This window comes from Gemmatimonadota bacterium, from assembly GCA_040388625.1.
Lineage (GTDB): Bacteria > Gemmatimonadota > Gemmatimonadetes > Gemmatimonadales > Gemmatimonadaceae > Fen-1247.
This window is the reverse complement of the sequence record JAZKBK010000005.1, coordinates 20,193-39,690: the sequence shown is the minus strand read 5'-3', so window position 1 is coordinate 39,690 and position 19,498 is coordinate 20,193. Positions and strand designations below refer to the sequence as shown.

General features: G+C 61.0%; 20 protein-coding genes. 11 read left to right on the top strand and 9 right to left on the bottom strand.

The genetic code is table 11. The annotated features are described in order from the left end of the window. Positions 1-439: 439 nt before the first annotated feature. Genes V4529_12050 through V4529_12040 form a run of 3 tightly spaced genes read right to left on the bottom strand, consistent with a single transcriptional unit; the run spans position 440 to position 1,934 of the window. Complete coding sequence (locus V4529_12050; protein ID MES2359054.1) at positions 440-952, bottom strand: hypothetical protein; 513 nt, start codon at positions 950-952, stop codon at positions 440-442. Continuing rightward, positions 949-1,488: a helix-turn-helix transcriptional regulator gene (locus tag V4529_12045; protein ID MES2359053.1), complete on the bottom strand. Its 540-nt coding sequence runs from the start codon at positions 1,486-1,488 to the stop codon at positions 949-951. Before V4529_12045 ends, V4529_12050 begins: the two co-directional genes overlap by 4 nt. 38 nt (positions 1,489-1,526) lie before the next feature. Continuing rightward, positions 1,527-1,934 carry a hypothetical protein gene (locus tag V4529_12040; protein ID MES2359052.1) on the bottom strand — a complete coding sequence of 136 codons (408 nt, stop codon included), beginning with the start codon at positions 1,932-1,934 and terminating at the stop codon, positions 1,527-1,529. Positions 1,935-2,291: 357 nt separating this feature from the next. Here V4529_12040 and V4529_12035 point away from each other — a divergent pair, with 357 nt between their 5' ends. The 6 genes from V4529_12035 to V4529_12010 all read left to right on the top strand — a co-directional run bounded on the left by V4529_12035 (position 2,292) and on the right by V4529_12010 (position 6,203). Beyond that, the gene (locus V4529_12035; GenBank protein ID MES2359051.1) at positions 2,292-2,438 is read left to right on the top strand and encodes a hypothetical protein; all 147 of its coding nucleotides are present in this window, start codon (positions 2,292-2,294) and stop codon (positions 2,436-2,438) included. 404 nt (positions 2,439-2,842) lie between these two features. Continuing rightward, positions 2,843-3,994 carry a hypothetical protein gene (locus V4529_12030; protein MES2359050.1) on the top strand — a complete coding sequence of 384 codons (1,152 nt, stop codon included), beginning with the start codon at positions 2,843-2,845 and terminating at the stop codon, positions 3,992-3,994. Continuing rightward, positions 3,994-4,458, top strand: a complete 465-nt coding sequence (locus V4529_12025) for a hypothetical protein (protein MES2359049.1) — start codon at positions 3,994-3,996, stop codon at positions 4,456-4,458. Before V4529_12030 ends, V4529_12025 begins: the two co-directional genes overlap by 1 nt. A 1-nt stretch (position 4,459) precedes the next feature. Continuing rightward, positions 4,460-5,005 carry a GNAT family N-acetyltransferase gene (locus V4529_12020; GenBank protein MES2359048.1) on the top strand — a complete coding sequence of 182 codons (546 nt, stop codon included), beginning with the start codon at positions 4,460-4,462 and terminating at the stop codon, positions 5,003-5,005. 74 nt (positions 5,006-5,079) lie between these two features. Further along, positions 5,080-5,592 carry an O-acetyl-ADP-ribose deacetylase gene (locus V4529_12015; protein ID MES2359047.1) on the top strand — a complete coding sequence of 171 codons (513 nt, stop codon included), beginning with the start codon at positions 5,080-5,082 and terminating at the stop codon, positions 5,590-5,592. Between the two features lie 194 nt (positions 5,593-5,786). Next, a complete protein-coding gene (locus V4529_12010; GenBank protein ID MES2359046.1) occupies positions 5,787-6,203 on the top strand; it encodes a nuclear transport factor 2 family protein in 417 nt (138 codons plus the stop codon). A gap of 102 nt (positions 6,204-6,305) precedes the next feature. Here the strand turns inward: V4529_12010 and V4529_12005 are convergent, their stop codons facing one another. After that, the gene (locus tag V4529_12005) at positions 6,306-7,784 is read right to left on the bottom strand and encodes a S8 family serine peptidase (protein MES2359045.1); all 1,479 of its coding nucleotides are present in this window, start codon (positions 7,782-7,784) and stop codon (positions 6,306-6,308) included. Positions 7,785-7,932: 148 nt separating this feature from the next. On the opposite strand from V4529_12005, the gene V4529_12000 reads away from it, so the two are divergent. After that, positions 7,933-10,104, top strand: coding sequence for a protein kinase (locus tag V4529_12000; GenBank protein MES2359044.1), 2,172 nt, complete (start codon positions 7,933-7,935; stop codon positions 10,102-10,104). 39 nt (positions 10,105-10,143) lie between these two features. Here the strand turns inward: V4529_12000 and msrB are convergent, their stop codons facing one another. Continuing rightward, entirely contained in the window at positions 10,144-10,611 is a 468-nt protein-coding gene (msrB, locus tag V4529_11995) for a peptide-methionine (R)-S-oxide reductase MsrB (GenBank protein MES2359043.1), read from the bottom strand. Positions 10,612-10,911: 300 nt separating this feature from the next. On the opposite strand from msrB, the gene V4529_11990 reads away from it, so the two are divergent. Next, complete coding sequence (locus V4529_11990; protein MES2359042.1) at positions 10,912-11,397, top strand: hypothetical protein; 486 nt, start codon at positions 10,912-10,914, stop codon at positions 11,395-11,397. A gap of 76 nt (positions 11,398-11,473) precedes the next feature. Here the strand turns inward: V4529_11990 and V4529_11985 are convergent, their stop codons facing one another. After that, positions 11,474-12,862 carry a cytochrome c peroxidase gene (locus V4529_11985; GenBank protein ID MES2359041.1) on the bottom strand — a complete coding sequence of 463 codons (1,389 nt, stop codon included), beginning with the start codon at positions 12,860-12,862 and terminating at the stop codon, positions 11,474-11,476. Positions 12,863-13,116: 254 nt separating this feature from the next. Here V4529_11985 and V4529_11980 point away from each other — a divergent pair, with 254 nt between their 5' ends. Next, on the top strand, positions 13,117-15,771 hold the full coding sequence (locus tag V4529_11980) for a protein kinase (GenBank protein MES2359040.1): 2,655 nt from the start codon (positions 13,117-13,119) through the stop codon (positions 15,769-15,771). Between the two features lie 39 nt (positions 15,772-15,810). Here the strand turns inward: V4529_11980 and V4529_11975 are convergent, their stop codons facing one another. The 3 genes from V4529_11975 to V4529_11965 form a co-directional block, all read right to left on the bottom strand. Continuing rightward, the gene (locus tag V4529_11975) at positions 15,811-16,383 is read right to left on the bottom strand and encodes an ECF-type sigma factor (protein ID MES2359039.1); all 573 of its coding nucleotides are present in this window, start codon (positions 16,381-16,383) and stop codon (positions 15,811-15,813) included. Between the two features lie 135 nt (positions 16,384-16,518). Beyond that, on the bottom strand, positions 16,519-16,887 hold the full coding sequence (locus V4529_11970) for a PIN domain-containing protein (GenBank protein ID MES2359038.1): 369 nt from the start codon (positions 16,885-16,887) through the stop codon (positions 16,519-16,521). After that, complete coding sequence (locus V4529_11965) at positions 16,884-17,081, bottom strand: type II toxin-antitoxin system VapB family antitoxin (GenBank protein ID MES2359037.1); 198 nt, start codon at positions 17,079-17,081, stop codon at positions 16,884-16,886. Before V4529_11965 ends, V4529_11970 begins: the two co-directional genes overlap by 4 nt. Before the next feature lie 283 nt (positions 17,082-17,364). Between V4529_11965 and V4529_11960 the strand changes: the two genes are divergently transcribed. Both V4529_11960 and rmuC read left to right on the top strand, forming a co-directional pair. Then, positions 17,365-17,892, top strand: a complete 528-nt coding sequence (locus V4529_11960; protein ID MES2359036.1) for a DinB family protein — start codon at positions 17,365-17,367, stop codon at positions 17,890-17,892. 1 nt (position 17,893) lies between these two features. Further along, positions 17,894-19,387, top strand: a complete 1,494-nt coding sequence (gene rmuC, locus V4529_11955; GenBank protein ID MES2359035.1) for a DNA recombination protein RmuC — start codon at positions 17,894-17,896, stop codon at positions 19,385-19,387. Positions 19,388-19,498: the final 111 nt, after the last annotated feature.

The window sequence follows — 19,498 nt, the reverse complement described above, 5'->3', positions numbered from 1 at the left end:
AAACCACGAAACCCCGCACACACAATCAGAAGCGGAAACATCGTAGCAGATGTCGGCATCGCTGAACCCGACGTCGAGTCCACCAAAACCGACATGACCCGGTGCGGTCTCGACTGGAGTTGAGGAACGCGAGCTGACGCAACCCTTGGTAGCTGAGACAATGGAATTCAAGCAGCGCGATGGATCCCTCTACTTTGTGGCCCGACCGAAGAACTATTCATCGGCTGGCTGATCCTATTACTCAATCGTCTAGACAGGATATCGTCAGAGCACGCCGCGAGAAATCCAGATTTCGCCGATCAGTCGGGCTCAGTTCGTCTCTTGAAACGCGTCTCTCTTACGATTGCAGCGCTGGCAATCCGCGTTCTGTGTCTGGTGTGTCGTAGTACTGATAGTTTGTCGTAGCTGATGGATGGCTGCCGGAACAGCGGTTTCGAATTCAGAGTTGCGCGTTTTCCGATGATCGGGTGGACTGCAATTCAACAATTCCATACGCTGCAGCGAGTCCCGCATCTTCGCGCGCGTGCGCGTAACCTCGCGACTTTTCGAAGTCCATTCGCCCCATCATCTCAATGACATTCATCGGGGGAAGCAACGTCGGACCGAACAGGCCGCGTGTGGTAAGCGCGCTCACCGCCTCGCGCAGATATGGAGCGAGCATCGCCGACGCGTTCTGCATGACGAAGCTCTTGAAAGTGGGTCGCTCCGGCTCACCGACTCGCTCAAAGCGACCAACTACCGTCGCCCTGACGCGTTCTTTTCTCTCTGTGGTTGGCGAGATGTCGACTCGCAGGATCACGTCGAAGATCGTCGTGGAGTGTGGAAACCAGTCCCAACCAACCGCGGCATTTTCTTCCGAAAGGAGGCCTTCCTCTGGCTCCTCGAAACTTAGAAGAAGTTCGGGAGAGAAGATGCGAACGAGGTAGTAGCCAGGCGCGCGTTGATCGGTCATGCCGCTAGCTTAGTATCATCCGTCGAATCCGTGGCCACAGGAGAAGCGCTCGGATTTGATGTGGGCGCATCATTCCCGGTTGTTTCTGCTAATGACCAGGCGAGCGATGTCTGTGGCGACCGCGTGAGAGTCTCAACCATGAAACTATCAACTTCCGCACGTGGGAGCAGTGCTTCTCCGACGGGCGCGAGTTGCAACGAGTCGATCTCCATCCCGCATGCCCAGAGAAGGTCGCTCAAGGTCTTGATGGTGATATTCTGACGCGCACTCAGCGCGCGAGTTACGTAGCTCTTGTGTCGACCGAGTCGCTCGGCAAGCTCGCTTCTGTTCAAATTTGCCGCTTCCATCGCGTCGCCTATCGCTTCGGTGAGCACGATAGCACCGCGCTCCCGAGCGTAATCACGCTGCTCGGTTTCGTTCGGGAGGATCTCTCTGAGCCAATTGACGCGATCGACATCGGCGTTAGGGACAGCAGCTCCGCTAACAGATCGAAGCTGAATGGGGAACATGTTGGGAGTGCAGAATGGTGCGCTCATCTCTTCGTGTTGTACCGTGGGGGAGTTGGGAAAAAGCTTCAAGACTTGTCTTTTGGAGATGCCAGTCTTGCAGCCTGCAACTTTCGTTCGAAATACTTCGTGCGGATCTCGACGGCGAAATCGTAGTCGCGATCCTGCCGTTTAGGATCCTTGCGGGCTCCGTTCGTGATGAAGAACGTGTGGCCGTCGCGAAAGCCTAAGAATCGAAAGTCGCGTGGCTTGAGTTCAGTGATGTCAGCGTATTTGCCCTTGAGTTGCCGACCGTTCTCGGGGACCTTGCCCACCCGTCCCAGCAGTGCGATTTGCTTTGCCTGGGCCACCAACGCGCCGCGGCAGGCGGGGTTTTCATCGAAGAATTGTCTTCCATGAAGAATCCTGTCCGAGTGCCGCAGCCACTTGACGCTGACGGTGCCAAGGTTTGGGACCAGCAGTTCACAGTCATCCACTAATTGTCGGTTGCCTTATAAGTAAACCTAAGTGTCCACGATGTTCCCGCAAGGCCGGGCCCGCCAGGCATCGAGCTCCCTTGGTACGCCTGATTGTGTTGCCAAGCGGTCCTAACGGGCTCACAGGACGAGGGTATATCGAAAATGACACCGATGGGGGCTACTTCGCGTGGCTCATTTCGTCACACCGGACCCAATTTCGGCGATCCTGACGCCAATCAATTCCCGCAAACCCGCCTGACCCTCCCTGTATCCTCCGGAACAAAGATCGCCACCGACTTCCCCGTCCGTTCCGTCCCCGTCCCCAGAAACGCCCCCGCAACCTTCGCCCCCGCGCCGGGCTCATCTATCCCACCCATGATGATCCCATTGGCGCCCACTTCGGCGGCCTTCTTCCTCATCGATTTCATCATGCCGCTTTCTGTCGTAAATCCGGTGCTCCCAGCCGAGTTGAGCAGGGCAACCTCTGTGTACGTGGTTCCCACCTTGCTGGGCGACGTATAGATCTTGACGCCGTCAGGACATGTCCTTGCCAGATGGACAGAATTATCGATGAGCGCGGCATTCGTCCGCGTGCACGCAGTGAACACACTTGCCACCACTACCAAGACCACCAATCGCCTGATCATACGCGTTACCGGATAGAGTGACGCCGCGCAATGAGACTACAAGCCTCAAAGGCAGATGAGCCTCCAGTTGAGATCGCAACCACGTTCTCAACATTTGCAGGAATCAACCGACTGGATTGGCGCGGTTGACCCCGGAGCACGGCACTGGACCAACAACGTATGAAGCACCAGTGACAATCGATGGCAGAGTCCGCCCCTGCTCCGTCCCGTCTTCACCCCTGGCATTATTCCCAATTCTAGTTATATTCCTGTACTGGAATAATGCTATAAATAGGAATAATGCCAAAGCTAGCCGCCGTTCTCGAAAAGGATATTCCGGCCGCTCTCCTCCGCCGGGGCTTCCCGCCGTTTTCCATTAAGCTGGAACCGGCGCCAGCGCCTGTTCCATCGACCGCCGCTGTCAGGGAACGCTCCGCCGGCCAATTCCGTCCGGATGCGGAGATCGAGCTCGCCTGGCAGGGACGCACGCGTCGCTTCATTGCGGAGTGCAGAACAGCCGCTACCCCCAAGCAGCTGGAAGGAGCGCTGTCGCAGCTCCGCAGCTATATCGAACGAGACAGGAAAGCTGGCAGGCAGCGATTCCCCTTGCTCATCGCGCCGTATCTATCTCCTGCTACTCTGGAGCGGCTCGAAAAGGAGGGCATAAGTGGAATCGATCTATCAGGAAACGGGATTGTGACAATTCCTGGCGAGTGGCTTGTGGTGAAGACAGGCGCCGAGAATCAGTATCCGTCATCTGCGCCGATCAAGAACATCTATAGAGGAAGGAGTTCTCTGGTCTGCCGCGCCCTGTTGCTTCGCCCCGAATATCCATCAGTGGGCGCGATCGTCGAAGCGCTACGCAATGATACCGGTGGTGATACCGGAGTGACGCAAGCGACAGTTTCCAAAGTTCTCAAATCGCTGGAGGAAGAACTCCTCATCGCACGATCCGGTGGCAGTCAGGGCACCAGCATCAGTCTGAAGCAACCGGGAGAATTGCTCGACCGCCTCGCACAGGAATACGTGCCGCCAAGAACGTCGCAGACTCTGCGCGGAAATCCGACAGAGCAATCAGCAGCGCGGACTCCGATCGCGATCCTCGCAGATGCCGCGCGAAAGGCGGGGGTGCGCTATGCAGTGGATACAGTCATGAGTTACGCTCCATTTCCGGGCGCTGAGGACACACCGATCTACGTAGAGTCGCTCGCACCGATCGTGGATGCTGGTGCCGTCCGCGAAAATGACCGATTCGCAACGGTACGGTTGATCGAGACCAGTGATCCAATAGCCTATTTCGATACGCGCGTAGTAGGAGGCGTGTGTCGCGTATCTCCCATCCAGATTTATCTCGAACTCGCCAACGGAACGCAACGAGAGCGCGATATCAGTGGATCAATACGTAGCCGCATCCTGGCAGAGGCTGGCGCCAATACCGCGGAGACGAAGTGATGGCACATGCCGATCGGGAAGCAGATGGGTCAACACATAAGCCAATCGCGGATCTCACAGATCCGTTGCGTGGTGAACTCGTGGCACTTGCGGGTCGTCTCACGCGCCAGGGTATCATACTTACGGTCGGTGGAGGCTACGGTCTCGTCCTCAAGCTTCATCCGCTCGGTGAACAGGTCAACAATCCCGCCAGGAGCTACGGAAGCAATCACGCATTTGACATTTACACGACGATTGCGCTCGTGACTGAACCCGAGTGGGATGAGATGATGAACCTTCGTGATCAGTACGCAGGGACGACCTCTGTCGCTCGTGCACGCGAGCTGCGAACTGAACTATTCGGAGAGCTTCCTTCGCTTGGATTCATCCGAATGCGCGAGTATGCAGTAGCTGCTGGCATACACATTAATCCGGAACGATTTGGCGATATCAGGGAAGACTTGCGCGCAATCCTCGAGGCGTAACATGTTCGATCTCACGAAAACTCCCCCCACATTCCGCCCTGCGACGCTCGCAGACATCCCCGCGCTCCACGCGCTTGTCGAAAGCGCCTACCGCGGCGACACCGCCCGCCTTGGCTGGACCCACGAAGCCGATCTCCTCGGCGGCCAACGCACCGATCCCGAATCGTTGACCGAGATCATCGACGATCCCGATCAACAAATCCTCTTAGCTCTCGACGGATCCGACATCATCGGCTGCGTCCAGATCGCCAGAAAGGAGCACGGCACGTCCTATCTCGGTCTTCTCTCCGTGGATCCCCGACGACAGGCGACCGGGCTCGGCAAACAACTCATAACTGCCGCCGAGCGCGCGGCGGCGACACACTTCGGCGCGCACGCGATCGAGATGACCGTCATCAAGCAACGCAGCGAGCTCATCGACTACTACGGTCGCCGCGGCTACTCACCAACCGGCGAGGAACGACCTTTCCCCCACGGTGACGAGCGCTTCGGGTTGCCGAGGACGTCCGAGCTGGTCTTCGTTGTCCTTGCAAAAAATATCGGGTAACGTTCGGCAGATGACAGAACGAAGCTGCATCGGTCCGGTCGACGCAGTCGCCCAGTCACACCGTTGACCAACCCATGATAGAGCTCATTCGCGGTGACATCACCAGACTCTCCGTCGATGCAATCGTCAACGCTGCCAACACTGCGTTGCTCGGCGGCGGTGGCGTGGACGGCGCGATCCATCGCGCCGCAGGCCCGCAGCTGCTCGCTGAATGCCGAACGCTCGGAGGCTGCGCCGTCGGTGACGCGAAGATCACGGCTGGCTACGATCTCCCGGCGCGGCACGTGATCCACACCGTCGGTCCGATCTGGCACGGCGGTACACATGGCGAGCCGGAACTGCTCGCGTCGGCGTACAGGTCGCCGCTGCAGCTCGCCGGAGAGCACGGTCTGCACTCGATCGCCTTTCCGGCGATCAGCTGCGGTGTCTACGGTTATCCCATCGCGCAAGCTGCAGACATCGCCGTGAAATCAGTACGAGCATATCTCGCGAGCCATGCACTTCCCGATCACGTGATCTTCGTCTGCTTCGGTGACGACGTCTACGCGGCACTGGACCGAGCCATCACCGCGACCGCGCCGCGGTGAAGAGGCAACGAATCAAGATCACGCAACGCTCGCGACACAGGCGCTGTCGTACAAGGTTGCCGCCGCTCCTCCTGCTCCCCGCGCGGAATCGGCCGCACATTGATTCCTCTGTAGAAATTCGAATACCGGCGTTGGCGTGATTCTTTCATGAGTCATCCCGAACCTACATCGGATCATCCAACGGAGCCCGCGACATGACCAACAACGCAAGGGAGCAGGAAATTCAGAAGCTTGAGACTGCGTTCTGGAGTGCGATGCAGTCAAAAGACGGCGCGGGCGCCGCTCGCATGACGGATGACGGATGCATCGTCGCCGGCGCCCAAGGCGTCTCCGCGATCGACGCCAAAGCCATGGCGAAGATGACGACCGAAGGCGGGTGGGAGCTCACGCACTTCGAGTTCGATCCCAAAACAGTGCAAGTGCGTTTCTTAGCCGATGACATCGCGATCATCGCGTACAGTGTGAGCGAAACCGTGCTCCTCGACGGGAAGTCCCTGTCGCTCAAGGCCAACGACGCGTCCGTGTGGGTGCGTCGCGATGGGGAGTGGCGCTGCGCACTGCACACTGAATCTGTTGCCGGCGATCCGTTCGGTCGGCAAAATCAGAGTTAACCTCCTGCGCCGCAGCACGGCGCGCAACAACCGTCGATCGCTGGAATGCAAAAAGAGCGGGGCGCCCCACCTTGGCGCCCCGCTCTTTTCATCCACCCACGCTCAGCTTCCCAATCCCATCGCGTTGCTCACGCTGATGCGGCCCTTTCCATAGTACTGATCTCTGTTGCGCTGCCCAAGCTGGATCGCCGACTTCTCGATGAGAGCCTTGATCCGCGACGGAGCCGCGTTCGGGTTCTGCGCGAAGAGAAGCGCCGCGAGTCCGCTGACGTGCGGCGTTGCCTGACTCGTTCCGATGAAGCCGGCCAGTCGGTTGCCAGCCTGACAGCCGGCGAAACCGAGTGGGGTGCCGGTCGTGTCGAACACGAGTGTCGTCTTGCTGCAGAACGACCAGACCCACGACGCGATGTCCGATCCCCACGGCCAGTTCGATGGCGGGAAACCGTCCGCAGCGTCGGCGTTACCGCCAGGTGCGGCGACGTCGATCGACTTGCGACCGAAGTTGGTGTAGAACGCGGGCGTGTTGGGATCATCGCCGGCTACTCTGGGTCCGACTGCTGATACGCAGATCACATGCGGTGCGTCGCAGTAGGCTTCATACACGTTGCCATTCTGATCCAGATCCTGGGCGTCGTTCCCCGCTGCAACGACGACGAGCATGCCCTTTCTGTTGGCGTAGTTGAAGATGCGCTTGATCAGGTTGACGTAACGACGGTTGCCGGGCTTGGCAAAGCTTCCGCCGAGGCTCAGGTTGCCGACGCTGGCGCCGTGATCGGCGGAATACAGAACGCCTGTGAGAACTCCGCTGAGTGGTCCAACTCCCAACCCGTTGAGCACCTTCACGCCGATGAGCGTGGTGCGCGACGTGACGCCGGCAAGCGCGACTGCCTTGCTGCTCACCTGCGTTGCGACGTTGGTACCGTGACCGTTGTAATCCGAGATCAGGTTGCGCGAAGGAAAGAAATGCGCGGTGATCGAATCGTCCGACGGTACGAAGGACGTGGAGCGCGACAGGTCGACGAGTCCGTTAAGATCGGGGGCATCGTAGTCGATTCCGCTATCCATGATCGCGACTGTGACATTCGACGAGCCGAGCTTGCCGGCGGCCCATGCCTTGTCCGCACCGATGAGGCGCATGTTCCACTGCCACGCGAAACGGCCCGCTGCGGCTGGATTGCCCTGACTGGTCGCGGCATCGTCGACGACCGATCCGACCGTGCTCTGGATGGACGGTACCGGAAGATCGAGGGCGATCTGAATGTCCGGCTCGACATCGTCCACGCCCTTGAGGCTGGCCAGCTGCGCGGCGTTGGCGTCGCTGATGTTGCTCACCACCGCGAATCCGGCGCCGGTATGCACCCGCTCCAGCTTGCCGCCGAGGCTCGCGATCTGACTCGCCAGATCACTTCCGAAGCCGGCACTGCTGGACAGGATGTAGCGACCATTGGTGTGGGCCGCCGCGCCGAGTATGTCACGCGACGCGCTTACGGTGGGGGCGACTGGATTGGGGCTGTCCGGCGAGCACGCCACGAACGCGGCTGCTCCGGCGACAGCAATGATGACACGGTAACGGTGGTTCAATTTGACCTTCCGGGGTTGGCGGGGAATCGGTAAGATTTCACGTCGGGCAGCGAACTTACGAAATTAGGTGACGTTGTCAATACAGTTGTTTACAGGTAGTCGATGGTGATGGGTTGGTGAAGGGTTTGGACTCCCGCCAAAATACCGCATGACGCCCCCAATCGAGCGTATCCGCGACATCCTCGCGCCGACCTACACGGTGGATCGGGAGCTCGGTCGCGGGGGTATGGCGACGGTTTATCTCGCGCAGGATTCCAAACACGAGCGGATAGTCGCGCTCAAGGTACTGCATCCGGAGCTCGCTGCCTCACTCGGTCCCGATCGATTCCTCCGCGAGATCCGCGTCGCTGCTCGGCTCAACCACCCACATATCCTGCCGCTGTTCGACTCGGGTGAGATCGAGGGTCTGCTCTATTACGTGATGCCGTACGTCGAGGGCGAGTCGTTGAGAGAACGGCTCGATCGGCAACAGCCACTCCCAATCGACGAGGCGATTCATCACGCGCTCGCGGTCGCGTCTGCGCTGGATTACGCGCACCGTCAGAATGTGGTGCACCGCGACATCAAGCCCGAGAATGTGATGCTGTACGAGGGCGAGCCGATGGTGATGGACTTCGGTATCGCCAAGGCGGTGAGCGCTGCCGGAACGCAGACGGCGATGCTCACGCAGACTGGAATGATGGTGGGCACTCCCGCATACGTGAGTCCGGAGCAGGCGGCGGGCGAGGCGCAACTGGATGGACGCAGCGATCAGTACAGTCTGGCGTGCATGCTGTACGAGATGCTCTCGGGCCAGCGTCCGTTCACTGGCACGACTGCGCAGGCGATACTCGCGAAACGTTTTACTGAAGTACCGAAACGCATCCGTGAGCTTCGCTCGAGCGTGCCGGAGAACGTCGATCACGCACTGTTCAAGGCGATGTCGGTGGAGGCCGGGGATCGCTACAAGACGGCCGCACTGTTCGCGCAGGCGCTGACGTCGAGCAGTCTCGTCACTCCGCTGGATACTCTCACGATGCCGCAGCAGGTTGTGTCGGCTGCAAAATCCGTCGCGGTGCTGCCGTTCGCGAACATGAGTGCCGACGCTGACAACGAGTACTTCACGGACGGAATGGCGGAAGAGATCATCAACGCTCTGACCAAGATCCAGTCGCTGCGCGTTGCATCACGCACATCGTCGTTCGCATTCAAGGGCAAGAACGAGGACATCGGTGACATCGGCCGCAAGTTGAAGGTGTCGACCGTGCTCGAGGGCAGCGTGCGCAAGATGGGGAACAAGCTCCGCATCACTGCGCAGTTGGTGAATGTTGCTGACGGATATCACCTTTGGTCGGAACGTTACGACCGCGAACTGGAAGACGTATTCGCCATTCAGGATGACATATCACAGGCGATTGTGAAAGCGCTCCGGGTGATTCTCACTGAAGGAGAGAAGAAGGCGATCGAGAAGGCGCGTGTCGTCAACGTACACGCGTATGATTTCTTCCTTCGTGGCCAGCAATATTTCCATCAGTGGCGACGCAAGAGTGTGGAGTACGCCAGGCAGATGTACAATCGTGCTGTGGAGATCGATCCCGAGTATGCCCTGGCGCACGCTGGAATTGCTGATGCATGCTCGTCGCTTTACACGTACTGGGACGCGCGCGAGTTCAATCTGCGTCAGGCGGATATTGCCAGCAGGCGTGCGCTGGAACTGGAGCCCGATCTCGCAGAGGCGCACGTGGCGCGCGGCATAGCTGTCTCGCTCACCAAGCAGTTCGCGGAAGCAGATCAGGAATTCGAGACTGCATTGCGGCTGAATCCGAAGCTGTTCGAGGCAGCATATTTCTACGGCCGCGGACTCAAGTCGCAGGGCCGTAATGCAGAGGCGGCGAAGATGTTCGAGCGGGCTTCGCTGCTGAGACCGGAAGATTTCCAGGCTCCGAACTTCCTCGCCAATGTTCTCGATGACATGGGTCTCGCGGCAGAGGCGGAGGCAGCGCGCCGGCTGTCGCTCAAGCTCATAGACGAAAGGCTCGAGCTCAACCCCGACGATGCCAGGGCGACCAATCTGGGTGCAACCACGCTGGCACGGATGGGTGACCGGGAGCAGACAGTAGAATACATCCGCCGCTCCCTGGCCATCGATCCTGACGATTCAGGGATGCTTTACAACATTGCCTGTGCTTACTCTCTGATCGGTATGCCGGACGAAGCGCTAGCGAGTCTCGAGACGGCAGTCGACAGAGGGTTCGGTCACAAGGAGTGGATCGAGCACGACAGCGATCTCGACTCGATACGCACGACCCCACGCTTTCAGGCGATCGCGCAGGCGATGTGACAAAGTCGTCATCCCCGCGAAAGCGGGAATGACGGCCGGCTACTTCTTCCCCTCTCCCCCGAACAGCTTCAACCAGTCCCCGTACCCTTCCTCCGCCAATTTCTCCACCGGCACGAACCGCATCGACGCGGAGTTCATGCAGTAACGCAACCCGGTCGGCCCTGGCCCGTCGTCGAACACGTGGCCCAGATGTGAATCCGCCTGCGCAGATCTCACTTCGGTGCGCGTCATACCGAGCTTTTTGTCGGTTCTGGTCGTGACGCTCGCTTCATCCAGCGGCTTCGTGAAACTCGGCCACCCGCAATGCGCGTCGAACTTGTCGAGCGAGCTGAAGAGCGGCTCGCCGGATACGACATCCACGTAGATGCCTGCTTCGTGATTGTCGTTGTACTCGTTCGTGAACGGACGCTCAGTGCCTTCATGCTGCGTGACACGATACTGCTCCGGCGTGAGCTTCTTCCTCAGCTCCTCGTCACTCGGCTTCTGAAACTTGCTCGTCGAATCCATTGCGATCACTCACAGATTGAAGAGTACGCGGCTCGATCGTGTGTGTTGCGTCCCCACACCACTCCGCCGTACCAGAAAGTTAGCGCACCAAACCCCGCTCGTGACAGCTTCCTGACATGTTGGGGGCGATGCATCCGCCTGTGACACGCCGATTGTCAGTTTGATGACAGCTTCAGAGCAGATTCGCTCGAATGTTCGCGCGTGGAGACTTAGCACGGAGCTTGCGCATGTCTATCTTGAAGATACGGTGGAAGGAACCAACCGATCTGGTGTACAACCGTGCCAACTGGAGGAAATGTTATGACTGCGAAGTTCATCAGTACCGTGCTCAAGGCTGCAAGCGTGGTGGCCGTACCCCTCGCGATGCTTGCAGCATCGACGCCAGCAGGCGCGCAGCGTCCAGGTCAACGCGACCACTCCGAGTGGCATGACAACGGCGGACGCTACGACAACGGGCATCACGGGAAAGCGCATCACAAGGACAAGGAAAAGAACGAGAATTACAAGAACGGGTACTACAGGAACGGCCGCCACAATGACGGGCGGTACGACAACGACGGACGGTACGGCAACGACGGACGATACGGCAATGGCAACGGATACCCGTCGCGCAACGCGACACGGTACCCGTCATCGCCAGTGATTCCGGGTTTCCCGAACCCCGTCATACCGAGCGGTCGCACGGGTAAGGCTCTGCCTGGCACAAACCAGCAGTACCAGCCGAACCAGCAGAATCCGCAGAACCGCCAGTACCAGCAGAACGGCGCACACCGTCGCAGGAATTAACGCGGCGCTGGCGTGATGCATGAGTAAAAAAAATGCGGCCCCCAGACATCGGGGGCCGCATTTGACAACAACCCATCTACTGCCCTACCGGCAGCCCGCTCGGCACCTTCTTCGGCACGAATCTGGTCAGGTTCCGCGCTGCAGGATCGGTGAGCGCGCGCATGTAGGCAACGAGGTTGTCCACCAGCTGCGGTGTGAGCACGACGCCGTTCAATAGAGTGTCGCGCTGCGCGAGTACACCCGCGGTGTTGTCGAGCACGGTGCCCCGGAGATCCGGCTCGAGCTGCGACGGATCGTACGTCCTGAGCTTCACGTCGGACTCGCTGTAGTGCGCGATGAATCCCTCCAGCGTCGTTATCGAGCCGTCGTGGCCGTACGGGCCGGTGAGCTCGACGTTGCGCAGCGGAGTGGTGCGGAAGAGATACTTGTCAGCTGGATTGCCGGTCACGTTCATGCGTCCGAAATCGTCGCGCCCCTCGAGACCCTCACCCTGCCCCGGTCCGATCTGCGCGACTGCCACGTCGTGGAACTTGTCGTCGCTGAACGTCGGGCCGTTGTGACAGACCGAGCACTTGAGTGTGAGGAACGAGCGCGCACCTTCCAGCTGCTGCGGCGTGAGAGCATTGTCGTGGCCGGCGAGAAACCGATCCCACGGCGAATTGTTCATCGTGAAATTCGACACGAGGAAGCCGGCGATCGCGTTCGATGCGTACGCGAAGCTCATGTCGTCGAATCGTTTTCCTGGATACGCCCGCTCGAACATCCTGCGGTACTTCGGAATTGTGCCGAGCCGTCGCATCAGACCCGACCAGATATCGGTGTAGTCGTTGTCGGAGATCTGCGTCAGCTCGTTGCCGGACTGGCCGCGCATCTCGGCGCGCGCAGTGACGGGAAACATCGGCTGCGCCGATATCGCGCCGAACTCCAGCACGCGCTGCATCGATGGCGTCAGTTGCGACTGTGCCGGTGTGAGAAAGTGACCGTGTCCATCTGTCTCGACACGTCCATCCCAGAACATGTGCCGCAGCTGCGCCAGATCGAACACCGGCGGTGCGTTGCGCGGAATGAAGATGCCGTCGGGGTGCGTACGGTTGGGGCCGAGTCCCGTTCCACCGGCGCCGACTGACAGGCTGCGCCCGTCGCCTGACGCGTATGCTGCAACGTGACACGTGGCGCAGCTGACGTCATGGTTCCCGCTCAGTATCGGATCGAACATGAGCGCCTGACCGAGCTCCGCGAGCGCCGGCCGTACATGTGGCGGATCGGCCAGCTGCCCAATCCCGCGCGCGGCGGCGAGCTGGCGCACGAGCCGCGGCGACAACGCAGTATCGGACGAACTACCGCCATTGCGCTGTGCAGTGGGGGCGACGTGCGCGGGGTCGGTCGGTTGCTGGTCGGTGCAACCGAAGAGTATGAGAATGACTCCCGCGATCGCGACAGCTGTCCTACGCGATCCGTTACGCATCACTTGCCCTTGCTGCCCCTGCAATCAGAAGAAATCCGGAAATCAAGACTGGGATGGTTTGAGACTTCATGTCTGAATCACCAATTGGGTATGAAATGGTGCGACCGACCCGGCACACGTCGTGAGCCGCGCAATCATATAATCGGAATTCAGCCACCAAACCCGCCGCGACCTGGTCGAGAGATTACCGGGGCTTGTCCGGACGACCGGCGAAGAGCATACTTTGCCAAAAGCCCACGCATGGGAGACCGACGATGGGCACCATCGATCGCGATCGCTGGCAGCTTCTCGAACCGCTTCTCGACCGCGCTCTGGATTTGACTGTCCAGGAGCGCGAGTCGTGGATGGACGAGCTGCGCGCGCAATCACCGGCGCTCGCGGCAGATCTCGCGCAGTTGCTATCCGGCGAGAGCGTAGCCGACCAGCGCGGATTCCTCACCGATATTGTCGGCGCGAAACTCGACGGCCTCCGGCTTGGCCCCTACACCCTGGAACGCCAGCTCGGCGCCGGCGGCATGGGCACGGTATGGCTCGCACGTCGCACCGACGGACAGTTCGAGGGACGTGCAGCTGTCAAACTGCTCAACCTTGGCCTGCTGAGTCCGTCTGGCGAGGCGCGCTTCCGGCGCGAGGGTTCCGTACTCGCGCGGCTCACCCACCCCGGGATCGCACGACTGATGGATGCGGGCGTGACGCCTGGTGGTCAACCGTATCTCGTGCTCGAACACGTCGATGGCGTGCGCATCGACAGTTACGCCGAGCAACACCAGCTCTCGTCCGAGGCGCGCATCGGGCTGGTGCTCGACATGCTCGCCGCCGTCGGTCACGCACACGCAAATCTCATAGTGCATCGCGACATCAAGCCGTCCAACATCCTGGTGACTCGCGACGGCACCGTGAAGCTGCTCGACTTCGGCATCGCCAAGTTGCTGAGCGGCGACCTCGACGACGAGTCCGCTGCACTCACGGTGGAAACGACGCGCGTATTGACGCCGGAATTCGCTGCGCCGGAACAGGTATCCGGCGAGCCGATCACGACTGCGACGGATGTGTACGCGGCGGGCGTGCTGCTGTACATGCTGATCTCCGGTCATCATCCAACTTCGATGGGGTGCACCACTCCAGCGGATACTATTCGCGCGCTGCGAGAGGTGCGCGCCGCGCGGCTCGGACTCGGCGACCTCGACAGTATTCTCGCCAAGGCACTGCACAAGGAATCTCGTCTGCGGTATCAGACCGTGGATGTATTCTCGGATGACCTGCGTCGCTATCTGCGCCACGAGCCGGTGCGGGCACGGCGTGATTCGCTCGCGTACCGCACGCGGAAGTTCGTTCGCAGACATCGCGCTGGCGTCGCTGGCGCAACGATCGCGTCGGTCGCCGTACTCGCTGCTACCGCGTTCTCGTTCGTGCAGATGAGTGAAGCGCAACGCCAGCGCGATGCGGCGTTGTACCAGAGCCAGCGCGCGGATGCGCAGGTGGAGTTCCAGTCCCAGCTCATGTCGCAGATCGGTGACAGGCCGATCACCATGCGCGAGATCCTGGATCGTTCGCGTAATGCACTCGAACGAGAGTACGGCGGTGATCCGCGTCTGCTAACACCGATCCTGCTGCAGCTCTCCGCGCGCTATGCGGAGTTGGGCGATAGCAAGATTCGCGGAACGCTGCTCGCACGCGCCGATGCACTGGCGAAGGCAACGGGAGATCGTGGTCAGCTGATCGAGGCGCGTTGCGACATGGTGGACAATCTGCGCACTCAGGGTCGCTACGACGAGGCACACCGGTTGCTGGACAGCGCCGAGTCGATGCTGCGCGCGACACCGGACCCGCGCGCGGAGGTGACATGCCTCCAGACGCTGGCGGATCTGGAGAACGAGGCCGGTCCCGATCATGTGCGCGCGGCGCCTGCGATTCGCCGGGCAATCTTCATCCGCGACAGCCTTGGCGAAACGAAGGACATGGCGTACGTCGGATTGTTCTCGTCTCTCGCAGACGCATTGGACGAGCAGGGCAAGCATCGCCAGGCGCTCACGACATACGACAGCGCGACGTCCATCCTCGACCGGAGCGGCAGGGGCGAAACGATGACGCGGGCGATCCTTCAGCACGATCGCGCCGTGACGTTGATCGGTCTCGGTGAAGTTGCCGCGGCGGAGCCGTCACTGCATGACTTGCTGGATCGCATGAGGCGAAGCGACCCAACCGGCGACATGCCGGCGCAACCGCTCATCCATTATGCGCACGCAGCGCTGTTCGAACGGCACGCCGATTCCGCCGCGAAATATTTCACCCTGCTCACAACTCAGGCTGTACCGCAGAAAGACAGCTACTGGGAGGGACGCGGGCTGTTCGGCCTTGCACAGGCCCAACTGCAGCTCGGCGACGTCGCCGGCGCCCGACGCACGACGGCGCGATTCGATCAGATCGCCGCACACCAGACTGCGTGGAGCACCGACGATCAGGTGATGGATCCCAGGATGCTGCACGCGCTGCTCCAATTGCGGACAGGCGATACGGCATCGGCGCATGCATTGATCGTGCAGGTTCTGCGAGCGAACGGCTACTTCGCTGGCAAGCGCAGAAGGACATTTCACCGAGCGCTCATTCTTGCGGCGGAGACTGCGCTCGCACTGGGCCATCCGAACGAGGCGCTTGGTTACGCACGCGACGCGCGCGCCAAGGCCACACTGGATTCGCTCACGGAGACGCGGAGTGCGTACGTCGGTGAAGCACGGCTCGTCGAGGCGCGCGCCATGCTGGCGAGCGGCGACACGTCGAGCGCGCGCGCGGACCTCGCGCGCTCGGTAGTGGAGTTGCGCAATGGAGCTGGTGCGGACCATCCGCGAACGCGCGAAGCGGAGATGCTGGTTGCCGCGTTGAACAGAGCTGGGAACGCGCCGGGTTTGTAAAATATCGTCATCCCAACCGTCGGTTGGGATGACGACTCTCTACGTACCGGCCTCGTCATCCATGAGCGAATGCTGCAGCAGCAGTCGCGCCTTTCGCCAGTCGCGTTGCACGGTGCGCTCCGACGATCCGCGGAACTCGGCGATCTCCGTGAACGCGAACCCGCAGAAGAAGTGCAGATCCACCAGCTCGGCGAGCGCCGGATCGAGCAGCGCGAGCTCCTCGATCGCGTCGCCGAGCCTTTCCAGCTCCTGCGATCGTCGCACGGCGTCTTCCGACGGTTGTTCATCGCCAGCGAGAGTGATCTCGAGCTGGCGCCCGCGTTTGAGCGCACGCCGGCGCCGCGCGTAATCGATGACCAGACCGCGCATCGCGCGGGAGGCGTAGGCGAGGAAGGACGGCTGGTCCGCAAACGAGACGTCCCTGCGGCCGGAGATGTTGAGATACGCCTCGTGCAGCAGCGTCGTGGCGTCGAGCGTGATGGTCGCGTTGCTGCGTCTCAGATTGTGCTCGGCGAGCCGGTGCAGCTCCTGATACAGCAGCGCGAACAGCTCATCCGCCGAGCCCTGGTCGGATTCCGCGCGCTGGATCAGTCTGTCGAGGTCCGTCTTCACGCGTGATCGTAGCATTTTTGGGGGTGCTGCGCCAGCCTTCAAGGCCGGGGGCTCCGAGTGTGAGGTCGAGACGGAGATTCCCAAGGCGCGGATGCATCCGCGCCCTACAGCGGAAACGACGAAAATCGGGCGCGTTCATTCCATCCCGGAAGGCGCGAGCTTCAGCTCCGTTGCGACGGCTGCGAGGCGCCGTTCGTGCGTCCAGAGCGTTGCGGCGCTCAGTGCTGCGGAAGCCAGCAGATGCGCGTCGACGAAGCCGATGCCGCGCCCCATCAACCGGTGCCGTTGGAGAAATGCCAGCGCCTCGGCGTCAGTCGCGACAGTCGCAGGCGGAAGATGTCCCAGCAACTCGAGCAGCTCCGCGCGGTTCTTCAGATTGCCGCACGCAATCTCACCCCTGATGAATGGATGGATGCACACTCGGCTTGCTTCCAACGCATCGACGAGCCGGGTATCTCCACTGCGCAGGTGTTGCACCCACACTGACGTATCGGCGAGGATCACGCGCTGGCTGACCGGCGTCTGGGAACGGAACGCAACGTGGGCTCGCTGCCGCCAAGGCGTGCCAGCCGGCGGGCGCTTTCACGCTCGATGAGCGCCCGAAGTCCTTCATGGATGACAGCGGTGCGCTCGGTGATCCCGGCCAGGCGCTGGGCTTCAGCGATCAGGTCGTCGTCCAGGTTAAGGGTCGTGCGCATATGGGACACTCCAGGCAGATATGTATCAAACATACATCAAATGATGCCTGATATGCATGACTCGCTCGACAGCGTTGAGTACGCTTTGTACGACCAGAATCGACGGGGCTTATCGATTCGAAACGGCCCGGGAAAGATTTTGCAAAAGAAGTATCGGATTCGATGTTACGCAACGTGACCCCGAACTGTCGTGTTTCACATGGCCCGGTCCCGCGTAGGTGTTTTGCCGCGACCTGACAGCACGAGTGCAGCCGCGCTCGACATTCCAAAATCTGACACGACGATGGCAGCTCCTCTCCCCAAGGACCTTCAGGTCACCGCGCTGCGCACCCGGCTGACGGGCGCGCTTCCACTGATGATGCAGGCGGCGATAGAGCCGTTCGACGACGACTCCATCTGGTGGCAACCGGCACCTGGTGTCAATCCTGTCGCGGTGCTGGCGTTGCACTGCGCGGGGAACCTCAGACACTTCATCGGCCGGCACATCGCGGGTACGGACTACGTTCGCAATCGCCCCGAAGAGTTCGACGCATCGCGCCGGCTCACCAAGCGCGAGATCCTGGACGAGCTCGAGCGCGCCATCGATGAGGTGCGCGTTGCGATGGATTCGCTCACCACGGAAGACTACGCCGCGCCGTCACGCGACCCTGATGGACGCCACTGGACAGTGTACGAGGACTTCGTCAACGCGACGGTTCACCTGGCACTGCACGTGGGCCAGGCGGTGCAGCTGGCAAAGCTCAAGGGCTATAAGCTGAGCGATCGGGTCTGGGGCGAGGCTCACGCTGCATCGGGAGCGTCCCGTGTCTGACATGTTCACCATCACCACACTCGCCGCCGCCATCGGTCTTCTACTCCTTGGCATCGGACTCGGCTGGCTCGCGGCAGCGGGCAGACAGCGCGTATCGTTTGGCACGCAGCAGAGCAGGATCGCGGATCTCTCGGCGCGCTACGAAATACGGAGCGCAGAAGCCGCGCGGCTCACACTGCGAGTGGAGCAGCTCGGCGCTGCCGATGTGAAACGCGCGGCGCTCGCCGCGCAGCTCGACGCCGAGCGCAAGAGCAACACCGACAAGATCGCTGTGATGGAGCAGGCGGAGCTACGGCTGCGCGAAGCATTCCAGTCCATGGGAGCGGAAGCGCTGCGCCAGAACAGCGAGTCGTTTCTGCAGCTCGCGCGCACGTCGTTGACGGAGATGCAGCAGAGCAATTCTTCCGAGCTGGAGCTGCGGCAGCAGGCGATAACCGAGCTGGTGTCGCCAATAAAGGAAACGCTCCAGAAGATGGACGGCACGCTGCAGAAGGTTGAGCTTGCGCGCGTTGGATCGTACGAGTCGTTGATCGAACAGGTCCGCTCGATGGGCGAGGCGCAGCGCGAGCTGAGCGGCCGCACCAAGCAACTCGGCGACGCTCTGCGCGCACCGGCCGTACGCGGCCGCTGGGGCGAGATCCAGCTCAAGCGAGTGTGCGAGATGGCAGGCATGCTGGATCATTGCGATTTCGCCGAGCAGACGAGCGTGGACACGGAAGACGGCAGGCTGCGTCCCGATCTCACGGTGCGACTGCCGGGCGGAAAGGTGATCATCGTCGACGCCAAGGCACCGCTCATGGCGTATCTCGCTGCAACCGAGTGCAACGATGAGATGGAGCGCGAGCGGCTGATGCGCGACCATTCGCGTCAGGTGCGCGATCACATGGTCAAGCTCGGCCAGAAGGCGTACTGGGGACAGTTCGAATCGACGCCGGAGTTCGTTGTGATGTTTCTTCCGGGCGAGACGTTCTTCAGTGCCGCGCTGCAGTACGATCCCGGATTGATCGAGTATGGCGTGGACCAGCACGTGATTCCGTCCAGCCCGACGACGCTGATCGCGCTGCTGCGTTCGATCGCGTACGGGTGGCAGCAGGATCGCGTGGCGAAGAATGCCGAGGAGATCAGCGCACTTGGCCGCGAGATGTACGTCCGCATAAGCACGTTCTCCAACCACTTCGATACGCTGCGGCGCGGGCTGGAGAAATCGGTGGAGGCGTACAACAGCGCAGTGGGCTCCCTGGAGCGCAAGGTGCTTCCGCAGGCGCGAAAGTTCCGCGATCTCGGAGCTGGTACAGCGGCCGAGATAGATACGATCGACAGCATCGATCTTACCTTGCGCAGGCTGGACGTGCCGGACCAACGCACCGAGCAACTGGAAGAACCGGAACAGCGAGAGCAGGCGGCGCCGTCGAACCCGGCGCATATTTCCGACGCATCGGTGCCGATTGCGGATCTCCGTCCGGCCTATGTGGAGCATCCACACTACCCGGGCTAGCGACTGGGGCTTTGCCGATATGACAGGCTAGGATGCTGGGGGTTTGTCGACAGGCATGGATGCAGGGGCTTTTTGAAATGACAGGCAAGGATGCCGGAGCACTGACAGGCA